General features: G+C 66.2%; 16 protein-coding genes and 1 tRNA gene. 8 read left to right on the top strand and 9 right to left on the bottom strand.

Going from position 1 to position 15,622, the window contains the following annotated elements; genetic code table 11:
• The first annotated feature begins 5 nt into the window (after positions 1 to 5).
• Together ACAG24_RS21875 and ACAG24_RS21870 are read left to right on the top strand one after the other, a co-directional pair.
• Positions 6 to 245: a DUF5703 family protein gene (locus ACAG24_RS21875; RefSeq protein WP_370474614.1), complete on the top strand. Its 240-nt coding sequence runs from the start codon at positions 6 to 8 to the stop codon at positions 243 to 245.
• A complete protein-coding gene (locus ACAG24_RS21870) occupies positions 245 to 1,306 on the top strand; it encodes a quinone-dependent dihydroorotate dehydrogenase (RefSeq protein ID WP_370474615.1) in 1,062 nt (353 codons plus the stop codon). Before ACAG24_RS21875 ends, ACAG24_RS21870 begins: the two co-directional genes overlap by 1 nt.
• Here ACAG24_RS21870 and ACAG24_RS21865 read toward each other — a convergent pair.
• Together ACAG24_RS21865 and ACAG24_RS21860 are read right to left on the bottom strand one after the other, a co-directional pair.
• On the bottom strand, positions 1,303 to 2,850 hold the full coding sequence (locus ACAG24_RS21865) for an HNH endonuclease signature motif containing protein (RefSeq protein WP_370474576.1): 1,548 nt from the start codon (positions 2,848 to 2,850) through the stop codon (positions 1,303 to 1,305). The two genes, ACAG24_RS21870 and ACAG24_RS21865, sit on opposite strands and share 4 nt — an antisense overlap.
• Positions 2,851 to 2,957: 107 nt before the next feature.
• On the bottom strand, positions 2,958 to 3,551 hold the full coding sequence (locus ACAG24_RS21860; RefSeq protein WP_370474577.1) for a TetR/AcrR family transcriptional regulator: 594 nt from the start codon (positions 3,549 to 3,551) through the stop codon (positions 2,958 to 2,960).
• Between the two features lie 70 nt (positions 3,552 to 3,621).
• Between ACAG24_RS21860 and ACAG24_RS21855 the strand changes: the two genes are divergently transcribed.
• Genes ACAG24_RS21855 through ACAG24_RS21845 form a run of 3 tightly spaced genes read left to right on the top strand, consistent with a single transcriptional unit; the run spans position 3,622 to position 6,043 of the window.
• Positions 3,622 to 4,281, top strand: a complete 660-nt coding sequence (locus ACAG24_RS21855; protein WP_370474578.1) for an FAD-dependent monooxygenase — start codon at positions 3,622 to 3,624, stop codon at positions 4,279 to 4,281.
• Positions 4,278 to 4,703: a Rossmann-fold NAD(P)-binding domain-containing protein gene (locus ACAG24_RS21850; protein ID WP_370474579.1), complete on the top strand. Its 426-nt coding sequence runs from the start codon at positions 4,278 to 4,280 to the stop codon at positions 4,701 to 4,703. The genes ACAG24_RS21855 and ACAG24_RS21850 overlap by 4 nt, the downstream gene beginning before the upstream one ends.
• A complete protein-coding gene (locus tag ACAG24_RS21845) occupies positions 4,700 to 6,043 on the top strand; it encodes an MFS transporter (protein ID WP_370474580.1) in 1,344 nt (447 codons plus the stop codon). The genes ACAG24_RS21850 and ACAG24_RS21845 overlap by 4 nt, the downstream gene beginning before the upstream one ends.
• On the opposite strand, the gene ACAG24_RS21840 is transcribed toward ACAG24_RS21845, so the two are convergent.
• Together ACAG24_RS21840 and ACAG24_RS21835 are read right to left on the bottom strand one after the other, a co-directional pair.
• Entirely contained in the window at positions 6,018 to 6,554 is a 537-nt protein-coding gene (locus ACAG24_RS21840; RefSeq protein WP_370474581.1) for a YbhB/YbcL family Raf kinase inhibitor-like protein, read from the bottom strand. The two genes, ACAG24_RS21845 and ACAG24_RS21840, sit on opposite strands and share 26 nt — an antisense overlap.
• Positions 6,555 to 6,580: 26 nt before the next feature.
• Complete coding sequence (locus ACAG24_RS21835) at positions 6,581 to 7,966, bottom strand: M20/M25/M40 family metallo-hydrolase (RefSeq protein ID WP_370474582.1); 1,386 nt, start codon at positions 7,964 to 7,966, stop codon at positions 6,581 to 6,583.
• Between the two features lie 27 nt (positions 7,967 to 7,993).
• Here ACAG24_RS21835 and ACAG24_RS21830 point away from each other — a divergent pair.
• Positions 7,994 to 8,079, top strand: a tRNA-Leu gene (locus ACAG24_RS21830).
• On the opposite strand, the gene ACAG24_RS21825 is transcribed toward ACAG24_RS21830, so the two are convergent.
• The 4 genes from ACAG24_RS21825 to ACAG24_RS21810 all read right to left on the bottom strand — a co-directional run bounded on the left by ACAG24_RS21825 (position 8,061) and on the right by ACAG24_RS21810 (position 13,283).
• Positions 8,061 to 9,707, bottom strand: coding sequence for a recombinase family protein (locus ACAG24_RS21825; protein WP_011560558.1), 1,647 nt, complete (start codon positions 9,705 to 9,707; stop codon positions 8,061 to 8,063). The genes ACAG24_RS21830 and ACAG24_RS21825 overlap by 19 nt on opposite strands.
• 189 nt (positions 9,708 to 9,896) lie before the next feature.
• A complete protein-coding gene (locus ACAG24_RS21820; RefSeq protein ID WP_011560559.1) occupies positions 9,897 to 11,396 on the bottom strand; it encodes a replication initiator in 1,500 nt (499 codons plus the stop codon).
• A gap of 4 nt (positions 11,397 to 11,400) precedes the next feature.
• Complete coding sequence (locus ACAG24_RS21815) at positions 11,401 to 12,846, bottom strand: FtsK/SpoIIIE domain-containing protein (RefSeq protein ID WP_011560560.1); 1,446 nt, start codon at positions 12,844 to 12,846, stop codon at positions 11,401 to 11,403.
• 92 nt (positions 12,847 to 12,938) lie between these two features.
• Positions 12,939 to 13,283 carry an SCO3933 family regulatory protein gene (locus tag ACAG24_RS21810; RefSeq protein ID WP_011560561.1) on the bottom strand — a complete coding sequence of 115 codons (345 nt, stop codon included), beginning with the start codon at positions 13,281 to 13,283 and terminating at the stop codon, positions 12,939 to 12,941.
• Positions 13,284 to 13,536: 253 nt separating this feature from the next.
• On the opposite strand from ACAG24_RS21810, the gene ACAG24_RS21805 reads away from it, so the two are divergent.
• Together ACAG24_RS21805 and ACAG24_RS21800 are read left to right on the top strand one after the other, a co-directional pair.
• Positions 13,537 to 14,337, top strand: a complete 801-nt coding sequence (locus ACAG24_RS21805) for a hypothetical protein (RefSeq protein WP_011560562.1) — start codon at positions 13,537 to 13,539, stop codon at positions 14,335 to 14,337.
• Between the two features lie 6 nt (positions 14,338 to 14,343).
• Positions 14,344 to 14,811 (top strand): NUDIX hydrolase, encoded by a 468-nt coding sequence (locus tag ACAG24_RS21800; protein ID WP_005110618.1) that lies wholly within the window; start codon positions 14,344 to 14,346, stop codon positions 14,809 to 14,811.
• An 8-nt stretch (positions 14,812 to 14,819) separates the two neighbouring features.
• Here ACAG24_RS21800 and ACAG24_RS21795 read toward each other — a convergent pair whose 3' ends face one another.
• Positions 14,820 to 15,356: an HD domain-containing protein gene (locus ACAG24_RS21795; RefSeq protein ID WP_005110615.1), complete on the bottom strand. Its 537-nt coding sequence runs from the start codon at positions 15,354 to 15,356 to the stop codon at positions 14,820 to 14,822.
• Between the last annotated feature and the right edge of the window lie 266 nt (positions 15,357 to 15,622).

Raw genomic sequence — 15,622 nt, 5'->3', positions numbered from 1 at the left:
GCCGGATGCCCGCCGCGTGGAGCAAGGCGGTGGCCGAGGACTCGGCCGACTACGAGTGGATTCCGCTGCGGCTGCCGCCGGATGTGACGCGCGTGACCGCATCGATCCGCCTGTCGATCGAGGCCGAGTACCGCGGGTGGGAGCTCAATCGGGTGCGGCTGTACACCGACGGGTCGCGCCGGGTTCTGCTGCGGCGCAGGAAACGCGCCGACGGGCCACCCGGACCGGACCAGCCGGCGCTGTGATGTACCCGGCGCTGCGAAAGGCCCTCTTCCTCGTCCCGCCCGAACGCATCCACACCTGGGTGTTCGCCGGGCTGAGGGCGGCGACGACCCCGGATCCCCTGCGCCGCCGGCTGGCCCGCCGGCTGGCCCCGCAGGATCCGACGCTGACCAGCACGGTCTTCGGAGTGCGCTTCCCGGGCCCGATGGGGTTGGCCGCCGGATTCGACAAGGACGGCCTCGGCGTACACACCTGGGGTGCGCTGGGCTTCGGCTACGCCGAGGTGGGCACCGTGACCGCGCAGGCCCAGCCGGGTAACCCGGCGCCACGGATGTTCCGGCTGCCCGCCGACCGGGCGCTGTTGAATCGCATGGGTTTCAACAATCACGGGTCCGCGGCACTGGCGGCTCAGCTGGCCGGCAGTTCCTCTGACGTGCCTATCGGCGTGAACATCGGCAAGACCAAGGTGACCCCGCCGGAGCGGGCATCTGAGGACTACGCCGAAAGCGCCCGGCTGCTCGGTCCGCTGGCGGCGTATCTGGTGGTCAACGTCAGCTCCCCCAACACCCCCGGGCTGCGGGATCTGCAGTCGGTCGAGTCGTTGCGGCCGATCCTGTCGGCGGTGCTCGCCGAGACGTCGACGCCGGTGCTGGTCAAGATCGCACCCGACCTCGCCGACAGCGATATCGACGACATCGCCGATTTGGCCGTCGAACTCGGCCTCGCCGGGATCGTGGCCACCAACACCACGATCTCGCGGGAGGGCCTCGCGACGCCGGGTGTCGACGCCCTCGGGGCCGGTGGCATCTCGGGTGCCCCGGTGGCGCGCCGCGCCGCAGAGGTGTTGCGCCGCTTGTATGCCCGGGTGGGCGACCGGCTGGTACTGATCAGCGTCGGCGGAATCGAGACCGCCGACGACGCCTGGGAGCGCATCACCGCGGGCGCCTCGCTGCTGCAGGGCTACACCGGATTCGTCTACGGCGGCGGGCTGTGGGCCAAGACGATCAACGACGGCATCGCACAACGCTTGCGCGACAACGGTTTCACATCCCTGACCGACGCGGTGGGCTCGGCGGCGCGCTAGCCGAGAAGCGCTTCGTTGATGCGCCGCTGCTCGTCGACCGAGCGTGCCTTCGCCTGCGCACGGGTGAGCGTGCGGCGCGGCATGCCCAGCCCCGACGGGACGTTCGACTCGGACGCCTCGCCGTTGGGCCGGAGGTTCACCGCCGCAGTGGGCCGGCACAGCGCCGGAAACAGCACTCTGCTGCGGGGATGATCGGTGAACGTCTGACCCTCGGGCGAGGTCCACACCACGGTGCCGTCCGGAGACTGTGCGTCGCGCCAGCCCCAAAATGTCTTCAGCAAGTGGTGTTTTCGACATAGTGCCTTGAGGTTCGACGCCTGCGTCGGCCCCGCCGGGTACGCGATCGTATGGTCGAGGTCGCAACGAAATGAAGGCACATCGCAGCCTGGGAATCGGCACGTCAGATCCCGGCAGCGGACGAATTCCGCCAGCTTCGCAGAGGGCACATAGCGGGGTTCGGGTGGGGCCTGCCTCGGATGGACGATCCATTTGAGCGTCGCCGTCTTGGCCAGCGTGGCAGCGAACTGGGGTGCGGGCAGAATCGCACCGCCGACGATCTTGGCCGGGTTGCACTGTGCCGGGCCCGTCGCCGGTGCCGGCGAAAGCAACTCCGCGATGCCACTCCCCCATGACGGGTCCGCAAGGGCGGATTCGGGCTCGGGCTCGGGCTCGGGGTCGGGTTCGGGGTCGGGGTCGGGGTCGAGGGCGAGGGCGGGATCCAACACCGGGGTGTCGTCGGCCAGGCTGGCCTCCTCGGCCACCACGTGCACGATCACCGCGGTCGGAGTGCGCTCGGCGGCAGCGCAGTCTTCTGCGCCGCAGTGGCACTGAAGCCGGTCGGCTTTGGCCATCACCGCGCCAAGCGCCGCCGCACGACGTTTGTCCATCGGCCGTGGATCCCTCGCGCACACCCCTCGCGCCATCTCGTCCAAGCGACGGTCCATGACCTCACCGTCGTGCGCACACAGGACGGCCTCGATGAAGCACACTCCCGACCCGTCCTCGGCCATCACGACATCGACATGGTGTGAGCGATCTGCACTCTCCGCCCGGACCACCGCCGCAGGGTCGTAGCGATCGACCCAGTAGTCGATCTCGCTTTCCAGCTTCGCCTTGGACAAGGTGCCCCAACCGGCGATCTGGGCAGCAATCTCGGTATCGATCTTCGCGAGGGCGTTGCTGTCTTTGACCAATTTGGTGCGCTTCACCACTGCCCTGGCGTGGCGGTAGGAGATCGCCCCTGATGCGAACACTTCCGACACCCGGGGCAAGCGTTCGCGCAACGCCCACGCATCGAGAAGTTCATTCGACGCCACGCCCATCGAGACGCCCTGAGCGGCAGCCACTTCCGCCGAGACGGCATCCCAGTTGTCCAGGCACCATTGGTCACGCTCGGCGCTGTCCTTATCTGCGAGCTTGCCGGCCAGGAGGTCGGCCATCGCCGAGAGTCGACGAGCCGCCCCGGCGTTTTCCACCCGGGCCCACGCCCCGATGACGGCCGCACCTCGCGACCGCTCCGCCTGCCGAATCAGCTCTTCGAACATATGATCGAAAGTAGTCGGCTAGCGCCGCTCAAGCCAGCCGATGTCCATGGGCTGTGGATGAATTCGGCTTTGGGGATAACCCGCCGAAAGCCACGGGCTCGGCGGCCTCACTCACTCGCACGAAGACCCGCGAGCACCACACGCACGATCCGGTCGGCATCGGCACGCGAGAACGGCCGCATCCCACGATTGACGATTAGATGCACAGGCCCAGAGATCATCTCGCCTAAAAATGCGCTGTCGACCGCCGGGAGTTCGCCGCGGCTGACGGCGTCGTCCACCCGTCGCCGCAGCGCGGCCACCCGCCGCTCGAGGATCTGCGCGAGCGCCTGGGCTGACGCATGTTCGCGGACAGGCTGGATCGCCTGCTCGAGGGCGCGGCCGAAGGGCGTCTGCAGGCCGTCGGCCATGGCGACCAGGAAGTCGACGAGGTCTCGGTGGATGTCGCCGGTATCAGCGACAGAGGCCAGCTGGTCGGCGTAACTGGACACCGCGTCGACCACCAGCTGTTCGCGATCCGGCCAGTGCCGGTAGACGCTCGTGCGGTGCACGCCCGCGACCTCGGCGACGTCCTCGTACCGGAAGCCGGCGACACCGTCGCGGGCCACCAATTCGGCGGTCGCGGCGAGGATCTGAGTACGCACCCGCGCATTGCGGCCGCCGGGGCGCCGCGTCCGCTCACCGTCATCGGCGGGGTCCATAGCTGTCGATTGTTGCAAACGGCTGGTAGCGTCTTGCTTAAAGCAACAAACCGTCGTTTTAAGGAGCTATGTGGACATCCTCGTATCAGGGGCCGGTATCGCCGGGCTCGCCTGCGCACTCGAGCTCGGCACCCGCGGCCACGCCGTCACCGTCGTGGAGAGCGCCCCTCACCTCAGGACGGCCGGCACTCCGATCGACATCAGAGGCGACGCGATCGGAATCGCCGAGAAGATGGGATTACTCGCTTCAATCGAAGCGCGCCGGATCCGGATGTCCGAACAGACCCAGTTCGTCGACAGCTCAGGGGAGCCGGTCGCAGCGCTACCCGTGACCGAAATCGGCGACTCGGACGACGACATCGAGCTACTCCGCGAAGACCTGTTACACATCCTTGCCGGCGCCGTTCCGGATTCGGTGACGGTTCGCTTCGGCGACTCGATCCGTGCCCTGTCCGAGGACGGAGCAGCGCAGCTCTCCTCCGGGCACACCGGGCACTACGACGTCGTGATCGGCGCCGACGGCCAGCACTCGGCCGTCCGCAGGATGGTCTTCGGTCCCGATTCGCGGTACACCAAGCACCTCGGTGTCTATTTCGCGCTCGCGCGTACCCCGGTGAGGCGAACCCCATGGGGCCCAATGCGATCTACAACATTCCCGACCGAATGGCAGGCCTGCTCCACTATGGGGGCAAAGCCGTCGTCGTCTTTCAATTCCGTTCCGAGCCTTTGACTTTCGACTATCGCGATCTCGACGCCCAAAAGAAGATCCTGAGGGGCGCCTTCTCCGGAGACCACTCGTGGCGGATCCCGGAGTTGCTCGAGGTCGCCCTGGCCGATCCCGGTTTCTACCTCACCGCTGCCAGCCAGATCCACATGCCATGTTGGCACCGCGGCCGCGTCGTGTTGGTCGGCGACGCCGGATACTGCGCGGCTTACCTGTCCGGGCGGGGTACGTCGCTGGCACTCACCGGCGCACGCTTCCTCGCCGAGGAACTTGTCGACGCCGACTACGCGTCAGCTTTCACCCGGTACGAGACCCGGCAGCGCCCGTACGTCACGTCGGCTCAGAACAGCATCGACCGCGGCCTCGACCGCATGCTGCCAGCCACCTGGGATGCCATCGCCGACCGCAACAGGGCGCTGCGGGTGTGAAGGTCGCGCTGTGGGTGACGGTACTGACGCTGGCCAATGTGCTGGCTGATGTGGCCATCGGATCGCCCATGATGGTCCTGCCCCAGCTGCTGGACCATTTCGACACCGATCAGGCGGCATGGCTGGGATCCAGCGCGATGCTCGCCGGGGCTATCTGGTCGCCCCTGCTGGCGAAATGTTCCGACCTCTACGGCAAGCGCCGCGTGCTCATCACGGGGCTGCTGCTCGCCTGCGCCGGGGCCCTGGTCTGCCTGTCCGCCCCCAACCTGTGGATCTTTGTGCTGGGCCGCTTTTTTCAGGGCGCATCGCTGGCCACGATCTTCCTGTCGGTGGCCCTGATACTCCAGATCTGCGCCCCGCGGACGGCGATGGGCGTCGTCGGCATCCTGACATCCAGCTCGTCCGTCGTCGGCATTCTCGAACCGTTCCTCATGCAGCCGGTCATCGACTTCATGGGCTTCCGAGGCGTTTTCGTCGTGGCGGCCGGACTGTCCGCAACGGCGGCGCTCGGCGTGCGGTTGGCGGTGCCGGAATCGCCGATCCGCAAAGCCGGACGGATCGACATCGGCGGGGCGCTGCTACTCGGCGGCGGGCTCGGCGCCACGCTGGCCTGGCTATCCGGCGGCGCAGTGGCACTGCTGGCGATCGGAGTGACCGCGCTGGGCTTCTGGGCGTTCCTGGCCGTGCGGGTCGACGAACCGCTCATCGACATTGGGGCGCTGCGCCGGCCGGTGGTGTTGACCCTACTGGCGGTGGTGTTGGCCGCTGGGTCCTTCCGCAGCATGCTGCAGTTGACGAGCATCATCGCCCAGGTGCCGCCGGATCTCGGCCTCGGTTACGGGCTCGGCAACGGTGAGTCGGTCGCGGCGCTGATGGCCGCACCCAACCTCGGCATCGTGATCGGCGGCGCCTGCGCAGGCTGGATCGCGGGACGCCACGGGCCCGCCCTCCCCCTGCTGGGCGGCGTAACCCTCGGTGCGACAGCGACATTCGGGATGCTGGCCGGCATGTCCATCCTCCCGATCGCCCTCGCGTGCGGCGCGGCGATCGGCATCGCGGCAGGTGCGATCGGCACCTCGGGCTACAACCTGGCGACGAGCCTGGAAACACCGCAGCGGCAGGGCACCACCGCCGGGCTGGTGTCGGTGGCCATGGCGCTCGGTTCGGTGCTGTTCACCTTCGTCGGAAACGAAATTCTCAAGGTGACGCGGACACCCGGCGATGTCCCGGCGAGCTCCGAATCCGGCGTGCAGCTCTATATCGCGATGGCGGTTGTGCTGTTCGCCGCCGCTGCGATACCGGCGACTTCGCTCCTCAGTTCTGCTCGTAGGTTCCTGTGATCAGCGCGCGGGCGATCGCCTGACCGAACAGGTTGAAGCCGAGGTAGGCGGGGGTGGCGTCGGCGGGAACGTCCAACTTCTCGACCCCGACCGCGTGCACGGCGACGATGTAGCGGTGCGCGCCGTGGCCGGCGGGCGGGGCGGCGCCGATGAACCGCTTCAGACCTGCGTCGTTGGCGAGCGTGACGGCGTCACCCGGGAATCCGCTGGCGCTCCCGTCGCCGACGCCGGCCGGCAGCTCCGTGACCGTCGCGGGCAGGTTGAACACCGCCCAGTGCCAGAAGCCCGAGGCCGTCGGCGCGTCCGGATCGTAGACGGTGACAGCGAAACTGCGCGTCTCCTCTGGGAATCCTGACCAGCTCAGCTGCGGCGACACATCCGACCCGCCGGCGCCCATGATGCCGCTGACCTGGTCATTGCCCCAGGTTCCGCCATCGGTGAAGGACTGCGATGTCACGGTGAAGGTGGGCAGCTCGGGCAGGAACGAGTACGGGTCGTAGTCAAAAGCCATGGCCAATGATTCCTTTCAGTCGGTGATCACGAATGCAGCAGGAAGTGCTCGAGGACCTGCGCGCCGAAGGTCAACGCATCGACGGGTACCCGCTCATCGACGCCGTGGAACAGTGCGGCGAAGTCCAGATCGGGCGGCAACTTCAGCGGAGCGAAGCCGAAGCAACGAATCCCCAAGCGCGCGAAGTGTTTTGCATCGGTTCCGCCGGACAGCATGTACGGCACGGTGCGCGCGTCCGGGTCGGTCGCGAGGATCGCGTTGTTCATGGCATCGAGAAGCTCACCGTCGAACGGCGTCTCATACGAGGGCAGCTTGGTGATCCACTCCCGCTTGACGTCCGGACCGATGATCTCGTCGACCTCGCGCTCGAACTCGGCGAGCCGGCCGGGCAGCACCCGGCAGTCGATCACCGCCTCAGCCGTCGCCGGTATGACGTTGGCCTTGTAGCCGGCCTTCAGCATCGTCGGGTTGGCGGTGTCGCGCAGCGTCGCACCCACGATCCGGGCGATCCCGCCGAGTTTGGCCACCGTGCCCTCGACGTCCGGCGACGCGGGATCGAACGCGTACCCGGTCTCCTCGCCGACGGCGGTGAGGAACTGTTCGACCGACTCGGTCAACACAATGGGGAACCGATGCCTGCCCAGCTTCGCGACAGCCTCCGACACCAGGGTGACGGCGTTGTCGTCGTGCACCATCGATCCGTGCCCGGCGCGGCCACGCGCCGTCAGCCGCATCCACAGCATCGCTTTCTCGGCGGTCTCGATGAGGTAGAGCCGACGCTCGCCGCCATCGGGGCGCGGCACCGTCAGCGAGAACCCGCCGACCTCACCCACCGCCTCGGTGATGCCCTCGAACAGATCGGGGCGGTTCTCGACGAGCCACTTGCACCCGTAGTTCCCGCCCGCCTCTTCATCGGAGACGAACGCGAACACCAGGTCGCGAGGCGGCACGGTCCCCGACCTCTTGAAGTGCCGGGCGACGGCGAGCATCATCCCGACCATGTCCTTCATGTCGACCGCGCCGCGCCCCCACACGTAGCCGTCCTCGACGGCGCCGGAGAACGGGTGCACGCTCCAGTCGGACGCCTCGGCTGGCACCACGTCGAGATGGCCATGAAGCATCAGCGCGCCCCGGGAACGGTCGGCGCCCTCCAACCGGGCGAACACGTTGGCGCGGCCCGGTGCGCCGGCCTCGATGTACTCGGTTGTGTAGCCGACCTCGGCGAGCTGGTCGGCCACCCAGCGCGCGCATTCGGCCTCACCTTTGGTGGTGGCCGGGTCGCCGGTGTTGGAGGTGTCGAACCGGATCAGCGTGCTGACGAGGTCGACGACCTCGTCGGCCGGCGATGAAGGACCACTCACATGTCCCTTTGTAACAGCGCCGGCGTCTGGTTTGGGCCTGGGGCCGCTCATCCGCTAGCCTTAGCTGCCGCACAGCAGGTCCGAGTGGCGGAATGGCAGACGCGCTAGCTTGAGGTGCTAGTGCCCTATTAACGGGCGTGGGGGTTCAAGTCCCCCCTCGGACACATCCGGCGACACGACTCAGGTCGGCAGTCGCCGTGACTCGCCGAAGATGCGGGTCGTAGTCGAGACGCAGGCCCAAGCTTGCGTACACCTCGGCGCGCTCAGCTCCGGTTGCCGCGCCGAGGATGACCGACAGTCCGCCTAACTCCTTAACTAACTCACTGATCTCGGCGGCACACATGGCGCGGGGCCGCTCCACTCGCTCAACGCGTGCCCTCAGCTCGTCGCGCTCGGCGGTACGTTGACGCAACGCAGCAGTTAGATCCTCAACGGCCACGCCAGACTCCACGGCGGTGATCAAGGCAGCCACTTTGGCATTCGCCTCGCTCAGCTGGCGCTGCAAGGCGGCGTAGCCAGGTCCGGCCGCCGGGTCCACGTCTTGCCCGCGTGCGAGGTCTTCTGGATCGGCCAGAGTGGCGATCCATTCGTCGAGTCGCGCTGTCACTGCGTCTTCGCGGAGATAGACGGTGCGCGGATGATCACTCAGGTCCACAGGTACAGAACGTGACTTGCCGAACTCACAACGGTAGAGGATCCGCGTTGTTTGCTTCCCCGGCCGGGCGGCGCCCTGCATTCGCCGTCCACATGCGGCGCAGAACAGCAGCCCACGCAGCGCATACGGCACTGTCGATTCTCTGCTGCACACGCGACCGGGACCACGCCGCGCCTGCATCCGGAGACGAACAGCCTGCGCCAGCTCATCAGGGATCAGCTCTTCGTGCGTGCGTCGATCGGGTGCGATCCAGTCGGCCCGATCGCGCCACCGCATGCGAGTCTCATATCCCGCGGCGACATCATCGGGGTTCAAAAGGACCTCATACTTCTCCTGCTTGCCCCAGACACGGATACCGCGGTACGCAGGGTTGTCGAGAATGGCGCGGATCGCCGAATGGGACCATCCACGTGGGTCACGATGCCGGTTCCGTGCCGGGTCGTATTGGCTCGGTGATGGCACTCCATCGTCGGTGAGCTGCTGTGCGATGAAGCGCAAGCCAGCACCATCGGCATACATGCGATAGATCCGCTCGACGGTCGGGGCGGTCTCGGGGTCAGGCTCCAGGCGGTGAAGACGCTGCCCAAGACTTGCCTTGGCGGGGTTTGGGTGCGGGCCGGCATCGACGAGTTGATAACCGTACGGTGGGCGACCGCCGAGGTATCTGGTTGTGTCCTGCGCGAGTGCCGACATCGCGGTACGCACGCGCATCTGGATTCGCGCACGTTCTCCCTTGCTCATTCCGCCAAAGAGCGTCATCACGAGGTCGTGTGCCTCGGATCCGGGATCAACCGCTCCGCCAACTTCAGGCACCCATAGGCCGACCCCGTAGTGCGTGAGCACCGGGAAGGTGAGCGCAAATTGCGGTCCGTAGAACGCGCGAGCAGGTTCCCCGATCACGACGGCATCGAAGCCACGGCCACGAGAAGTGACATCTGCGAGCAGACGTGAAGCCTCCGGCCTGCGTTTCCAGGGAAGCGACCGGCTCTGGCCTATATCGAAGTAGTCGGCGGCGAGGACGCCGCCATGCGGACTGATCAGATCGATGGCACGACGTTTCTGCCAGCTGCGGCTCGCCTCCGGATCTTGGGCGTCCTCGGTACTCACTCGGCCATAGAAGGCGAACCTGAGGCTCATGCCACTCCCCTCCCTGATCTAGGCGTCCGGTCCCGCATAGCCAGTATGACGTTTACCAGCGCGCGGTTGGCCTCGCGCGGGAGCCGATACCGGTTCGGCAGGTCAATTTCAACACCTCCCTCTGACATGTTCGGAGCATCGACTCGAACGTCACACTCGGAGCGAGCATGTGTCGTAGTCGGGCATCTTTCAGCCATCGCTTGCCCCTAGCGGATCCCATTGTTCGTTGTGGGCTTGGCGACGTGCTTCTACCAGTCCGATGAGGCGGGAGTGGATGCGTTGGAGGGCCGCGGAATAGACGAGACTGCGATCGCCGAGGCTGCCGAGGCCGGCACGTTCGAACTCCCACGCCACCAGATCATCGCGACCGGCGAAGTCACAGTTGGGATCGTATTGGTATGCAGTGCTTTTCAAGCGTTCTTCACGCGTCCAAATGGCGCGCTGTTCGCGCAGCACGGTCATGGTAGTGGAATAACGGCGGGATTTGCTGGTGATGTGGCCGCGGAATCCGAGGGTGTGCAACCACCGCCCGATGCCGGACAGTCCTTTGTCCGCGAGATCGCTGATGGTGGTCAGGATGGTCCGCACATGCTCTGACACGTCCAGGTCGGGTATGGCTTCCGTAGATAGGCGGCGCGCGCTGATTCCGAGGTCTACCAAGGATTTGGTGACATACTTGGCGAGATAGCGTGCCACCAGCCGGCCAGACATGGACCGTCCTGAGCCTGACCCTGGTTCTGGTTCTGGTTCTGGTGGAGCACTTTTCACTGGTTTTGCGGATGCGGCGAGGGGTTGGGTGTCGATCTGTGTGCCGAAACGCATCGTCCGCGCATCGGTATCAGCGGTCGGATCGTCGATGGTGAGCGTGACGGTGCGGGCGGCGTGTTGGATGATGGTGGCGAGTTCGACTGCACCGATGGGTGATTCCCAATCGGTCTGATCGGGGTCGTCTTGGGGGTCCAGGCGGATCAGGGCGTGGATGTGTGGGATGGCGCGGGCTTGCAGTTCGACGATTTTGATGAAGCTCACCCGCACCGCATCCGGATCCACACCGGTGGCTTTCAGTTCTTTGCGGAGGGTGCGCCGCATGGTGATGGTGAAGCGTCGCCACAGTTCGGGAAGATGCCAGGCGAACAGGACATGCCCGGCATAGTCGTAGCACTCCGGACAGAGCGGCTGACCGACCCGCTCGTCGCCATGATCATGGGACATGCTGCACCACAATTGTTTTCCATGCGGGCAGCGGCGGTAGCCGCCGATCCGGTGCTGGTCTCGGCATACCTGCGCTTTCTTGTCCCCCGACGTCGTGGCGGTGTGGACGGCCCCGAAGCTGGGGGCAGTCAGGGTGAGGAAAACTTGCGGATGATCGCCCACCGCGGTGGGCATGCCGTGGTGGCCTCCCGCAGCGCCGGCGTGCACGAGTTGCCAGGTGTCGCGGGCGTAGAGATCTGAACACGACGGGCAAATGTGGGCGCGACGGTTGTTGCACCGCGTCCACACCACCCGCTGACGCCCGTACTCATCGGTACCGATCAGCTGGATGGGGTGAGCGCAGAATCCGACGGATTCTGCTCGTCGCCACCAGGATTGGTATCCCATCGACGCGGCCCGGCGCACCATCTGCTCGACCACTCGGGTGGTATCAACTGTATCCGGAACACCCGGCAGGGCAAGCTGCGCCGATGTCATGGAGCTATTCACCGCTGCCCTCACCCACGGTGTGCCCGGTATCGGTGTTGTGTGGATGGTGGGTCTTGTTCGGTCGGCTCGGGGGTCGGCGGAACCGAGTGGCCAGCGCGGTGATGTCGTGGTCGGTGACGTGGAAGGCCCGCACCCGCTGGGCGTAGGCGGTGCCGTCAACCATCATGTAGCCAACACCCGGTGTCGCGTCGGGGATGCGGTCACATTCGGCGCCGGCATCGCGTGCTCCCTGTCCCAGGACCATAGTGGTTTGGGTGGCTTCAGTCAGGCGCAACCCGATCCGCACCGTGAACAGCTGCCTTAACGGCAGGGTGTCTTTGGCGGGGTCTTGCACCGCGGCGACGACGCTGATGCCGACTGCGCGGCCTTGCGAGAGCAGGAGGCCCAGGAGTTGTTCGATTTCGGTGCGGACCTTGCGGTCGGTCACATACGCACTCAGTGCTGCGATTTCATCGATCACTACCACGAACAACGGCTCCGACGTCGTGGGAGTGTGTAGTCGGGTGTGGCCGCGCAGACGATTCGCCCGGGCGTGCATCACCGTGACGAGCTGGCGTAGCAGCTCCAGGGTGGTGTCGGTGGCGTCGTGGGTGAACACGGTGAACAGGGGTGCTCCGGCACCGAGTTCCATGCCACCTTTGGGGTCGATGACACATAACCGCACCAGTCCGGTCTTCACCGCGGGGGCGATGCCGGCGATCAACGACCACAGCACTGAGCCTTTACCTGCGCCGGTTGCCCCGGCGATCAGCACATGGTGACCGAGCAGCGGCACTTGCCACCAATGCCGCGTTTCGGTGATCCCGACCCGCACCAGCGCCAGGTCCACCGGGGTTGCCGGGGCGGGCATGGGCAGGACGATCGGTTCAGCGAGCACGTCTGCCCGCATTAAAGTGATGCGCAGTTCGCCAGGCGAGGTGGCGGTGATGCTGATGCGGTCGGCGCGCCACGCGGCGGCCAGCGCGTCGGACTGTTTATGCCAATCTGCCACGGACTGGCCGGTGACGATGCGCACCGCCAGCACATCGGTGGTTTTACCGATTGTCACCGTGCGCAGGGTGGGAGTGAGGGTGCGGCCGCCGAGTGTGGCCGTCAGGCCGTGCAAGGTGCAGGTCGATTCCCAGGTGCGGGTGTAGCGCGACCACGTGAGCCAGCGCCGCCGTACCGGTTCGGTCACCCAGGCGCGAAATGACCCCGGTTGGAGCCAGGCCCAGCCCGCATACCCGGCACTGCACACGATCGCGCAGATCAGGCCCACGCGTGGGCCGTGGCTGATGGCAAGCACGAGGCTGGCGATGATGGGCACGTTGATCGCCGGGAACAGCACCGCCCACCAGAGCACATACCCGGCTGCGGTGAACAGCGACATGACCAGTTCTCCGAACCAGTCGTCATCGCCTGATCCACTGTTGGTGGTGTTCTTATTGTTCGATGTCATGAGAGATGCCCTCCGTGAGCGTGTGGTCAACAGCAATGCCCGGGGTGGCGGGGTGCGGTGATCGGTTCACCGCACCCCACACCCGCTTGGGGTTACTTCTGCGGGCGTGTCTGCTCACTCGGCGCAGCACCACTGGCGGTGGCGGGGGTGAGGGCATCAGCGCGGAACGCCACCCCGCTGCGATCACCTTGGGCCCACGGGATGGCCACCAGACCAACCACCGAAATAGACTGCGTGACTGTAACTTTGGGGTCTCCTGCCACGGTGACATTGAGTACTTCGCCGCCGGAGTCATCCAGCGCGAGGACCTGGGTGGCGTACATCGGCATCCCGGTGGCGGTGTCGACTTTCGGGGCGCCGGTTTCGAAGTTCAGCCGTGGCTCCGGAGCGCGGGTGACGATAAAACGAGTTCCAGACGTATCGATTCTCAAACGCATTGTCCTACTAGTCCTTTCGTGAGATGTTGACGCCGGTCCGGCGCTGGATTCAGTTCACGTGGACATCACGGACGTTGCGAGAGACATGTGCCGACATTTCCGACACATCCACGGGCATTTCGGACACGGCCGGACATACCCACGGACATCACACCGACACTATCGCCGCAGGGTGGCGGCAATCGCATGGCAAACTAGACACCACGCGCTGAAGGATGGATACGGACGACACGGGAAGATGTGCGCTGACACGATGGACGAGCAGGACGGCACCGAGGCCGCCATCACTCCCAACGATCGCCTCGCGCAGCGGCTACAGGCCAAAGGTCTGTCCTCGCAGCGGTTCGCCACCGCGGTGGGTGTCGATATCAAGTCGGTGCGACGCTGGCTGGCCGATAGCGACTACAGAATTCGCGAACACAACGCCCGCAGCGCCAGCGAGGTGCTCGACTGCACTCCGCATGACCTGTGGCCCAAGCAGTACCCGGCCGCTACCCCCCGTGCAGTGACAACAGCGTCTGCGGGTGGGCCATTCACCGCGACCCTGTATGCCAGCCGTACTCAGCTGCCGATCACGACGTGGCAGCAGCATTTCGCCGACGCCACCACCGGCATCGACATCCTCGTGCTCGCGGCCACGTTCCTGTTCGACACCCTCGACGGATTCCTCGACACCCTGCTCGCCGCCGCCGCCCGCGGTGTGTCGGTGCGGTTTCTCGTCGGGGATCCCGACACTGCGACCACGATCTTGCGCGGTGAGGAGGAAGGGATCGGCGAGGCTGTCATCGCCCGCTGCCGCACGTCGGTGGAGTTGCTCGCCCCTCACGCTTGTACCCCGGGGCTGGACATTCGCACCCACGACACCGCGCTCTACACGTCGATCTTTCGGGTCGATGACGCCATGATTGTCAACTTCCACATCTACGGCTCACCCGGGCGCAACAACCCTGTGCTGGTTCTGTCACGTCACCATGAGCCAAGGCTCTGGACCACCCTCGAAGACGCTTTCACCCAGGTCTGGAACCGCGCCAGACCGCTGACCGCGAAAGGCTGACCCCCGATGCGCACCGACTACTACAATGACCCCAACGCCCCGGCGCCCAACAGTGTCGTTCCGTCCGCCTCGGCCATCGTCACCGACGAACAAGGTCGTATTCTGCTGATCAAACGCCGCGACAACACCCTGTGGGCGTTACCCGGCGGCGGACACGACATCGGCGAAACCATCGCCGACACCGCCGTGCGGGAAGTCAAAGAAGAAACCGGGCTCGACGTCGAAGTCACGGGTCTGGTCGGTGTCTACACCAACCCCCACCACGTGGTCGCGTTCACCGATGGCGAAGTGCGCCAACAATTCTCGCTACTGTTCGCCACCACGGTGCTCGGCGGGACCCTCGCCATCGACCACGAAAGCACCGACATCGCCTGGACTGCCCCCGACGACATCGCTGGCCTGGATATGCATCCGTCGATGCGACTGCGCGTCGAGCACTACCTGCAACGCCGCGACAGCCCCTACCTCGGCTGACCGCTGGGCTACAGCCAGTCGCGTACTCGCCGGACCGCCGCCAACAATTCGTCGCGGCCCGCGTCGACCGCCCGGTGCACCGGGTCCTCGGATCCATAACGCGCCAACACGTCGCGTAGTCGATCTCGCGGTGATATCGGCGCCCCGTCAGGTCCAGTCGTCAGATCGCAAAAAGTCAACGCATCAAGGACATTGCTGGGCGGATCGCTGAACGCGGACAAACCCGACAAGCCCCGCTCGGCAGCCTCCGCGTGCGCTCCGGTATGAAAGGCCACCAAGGAAGCGACCAGCTCCCCGAAACCCGCCGATCGCACGAACTCCGCTCCATCAAGGGGATGAAAACCGGTCCGGCGCACCGACGGTGCGTAACCGATATCGTGCAACCACCCCGCCGCGACCAGACAGTCCGCCGTTTGAGCATCGAAACGCCGGCTCAACCGCTCGGCAGTCGTCGCGACCCCCCGGACATGCGCCAACCGCCGCGGCTGCTCAGCCAGCCGCGCCTCGGCCTCGCGCCGTGCACGCTGCGCCAAAACTACGCTCACAACCGCCAGCCTACGAGCCCCAGCACCATGCCGCAGCCCCGTCGCGGCTGATGGCGCAGATCCTGGACACCCGCGACCCGCAGGAACCGGCGGCCACCAGCAGGCTTCGCTACGCTCGCTCTGCTCCCGTCCGCTGGCGCTCCCGTCCGCGCCGCTCCCTGCGCTCCGCCCTCCGTCCGCCGCCACGCATGCATGCACCCACGACCGGCGCCGGAACTAAGTCGCAGGCCACAGCGCTGGCATCACGACGAGGCGCAGCTGCCCTC

Source organism: Mycobacterium bulgaricum, from assembly GCF_041287165.2.
Taxonomy (GTDB): Bacteria; Actinomycetota; Actinomycetes; order Mycobacteriales; family Mycobacteriaceae; genus Mycobacterium; species Mycobacterium bulgaricum.
Note: the sequence above shows the minus strand (reverse complement) of the source record. Positions and strands in the feature narration are given on the sequence as shown.

Coding starts and splice junctions, on each gene's coding strand:
- ACAG24_RS21875 (WP_370474614.1), top strand. CDS start 6: ATGCCCGCCGCGTGGAGCAAGGCGGTGGCCGAGGACTCGGCCGACTAC.
- ACAG24_RS21870 (WP_370474615.1), top strand. CDS start 245: ATGTACCCGGCGCTGCGAAAGGCCCTCTTCCTCGTCCCGCCCGAACGC.
- ACAG24_RS21865 (WP_370474576.1), bottom strand. CDS start 2,850: ATGTTCGAAGAGCTGATTCGGCAGGCGGAGCGGTCGCGAGGTGCGGCC.
- ACAG24_RS21860 (WP_370474577.1), bottom strand. CDS start 3,551: ATGGACCCCGCCGATGACGGTGAGCGGACGCGGCGCCCCGGCGGCCGC.
- ACAG24_RS21840 (WP_370474581.1), bottom strand. CDS start 6,554: ATGGCTTTTGACTACGACCCGTACTCGTTCCTGCCCGAGCTGCCCACC.
- ACAG24_RS21835 (WP_370474582.1), bottom strand. CDS start 7,966: ATGAGCGGCCCCAGGCCCAAACCAGACGCCGGCGCTGTTACAAAGGGA.
- ACAG24_RS21825 (WP_011560558.1), bottom strand. CDS start 9,707: ATGAGCCTCAGGTTCGCCTTCTATGGCCGAGTGAGTACCGAGGACGCC.
- ACAG24_RS21820 (WP_011560559.1), bottom strand. CDS start 11,396: ATGACATCGGCGCAGCTTGCCCTGCCGGGTGTTCCGGATACAGTTGAT.
- ACAG24_RS21815 (WP_011560560.1), bottom strand. CDS start 12,846: ATGACATCGAACAATAAGAACACCACCAACAGTGGATCAGGCGATGAC.
- ACAG24_RS21810 (WP_011560561.1), bottom strand. CDS start 13,283: ATGCGTTTGAGAATCGATACGTCTGGAACTCGTTTTATCGTCACCCGC.
- ACAG24_RS21805 (WP_011560562.1), top strand. CDS start 13,537: ATGGACGAGCAGGACGGCACCGAGGCCGCCATCACTCCCAACGATCGC.
- ACAG24_RS21800 (WP_005110618.1), top strand. CDS start 14,344: ATGCGCACCGACTACTACAATGACCCCAACGCCCCGGCGCCCAACAGT.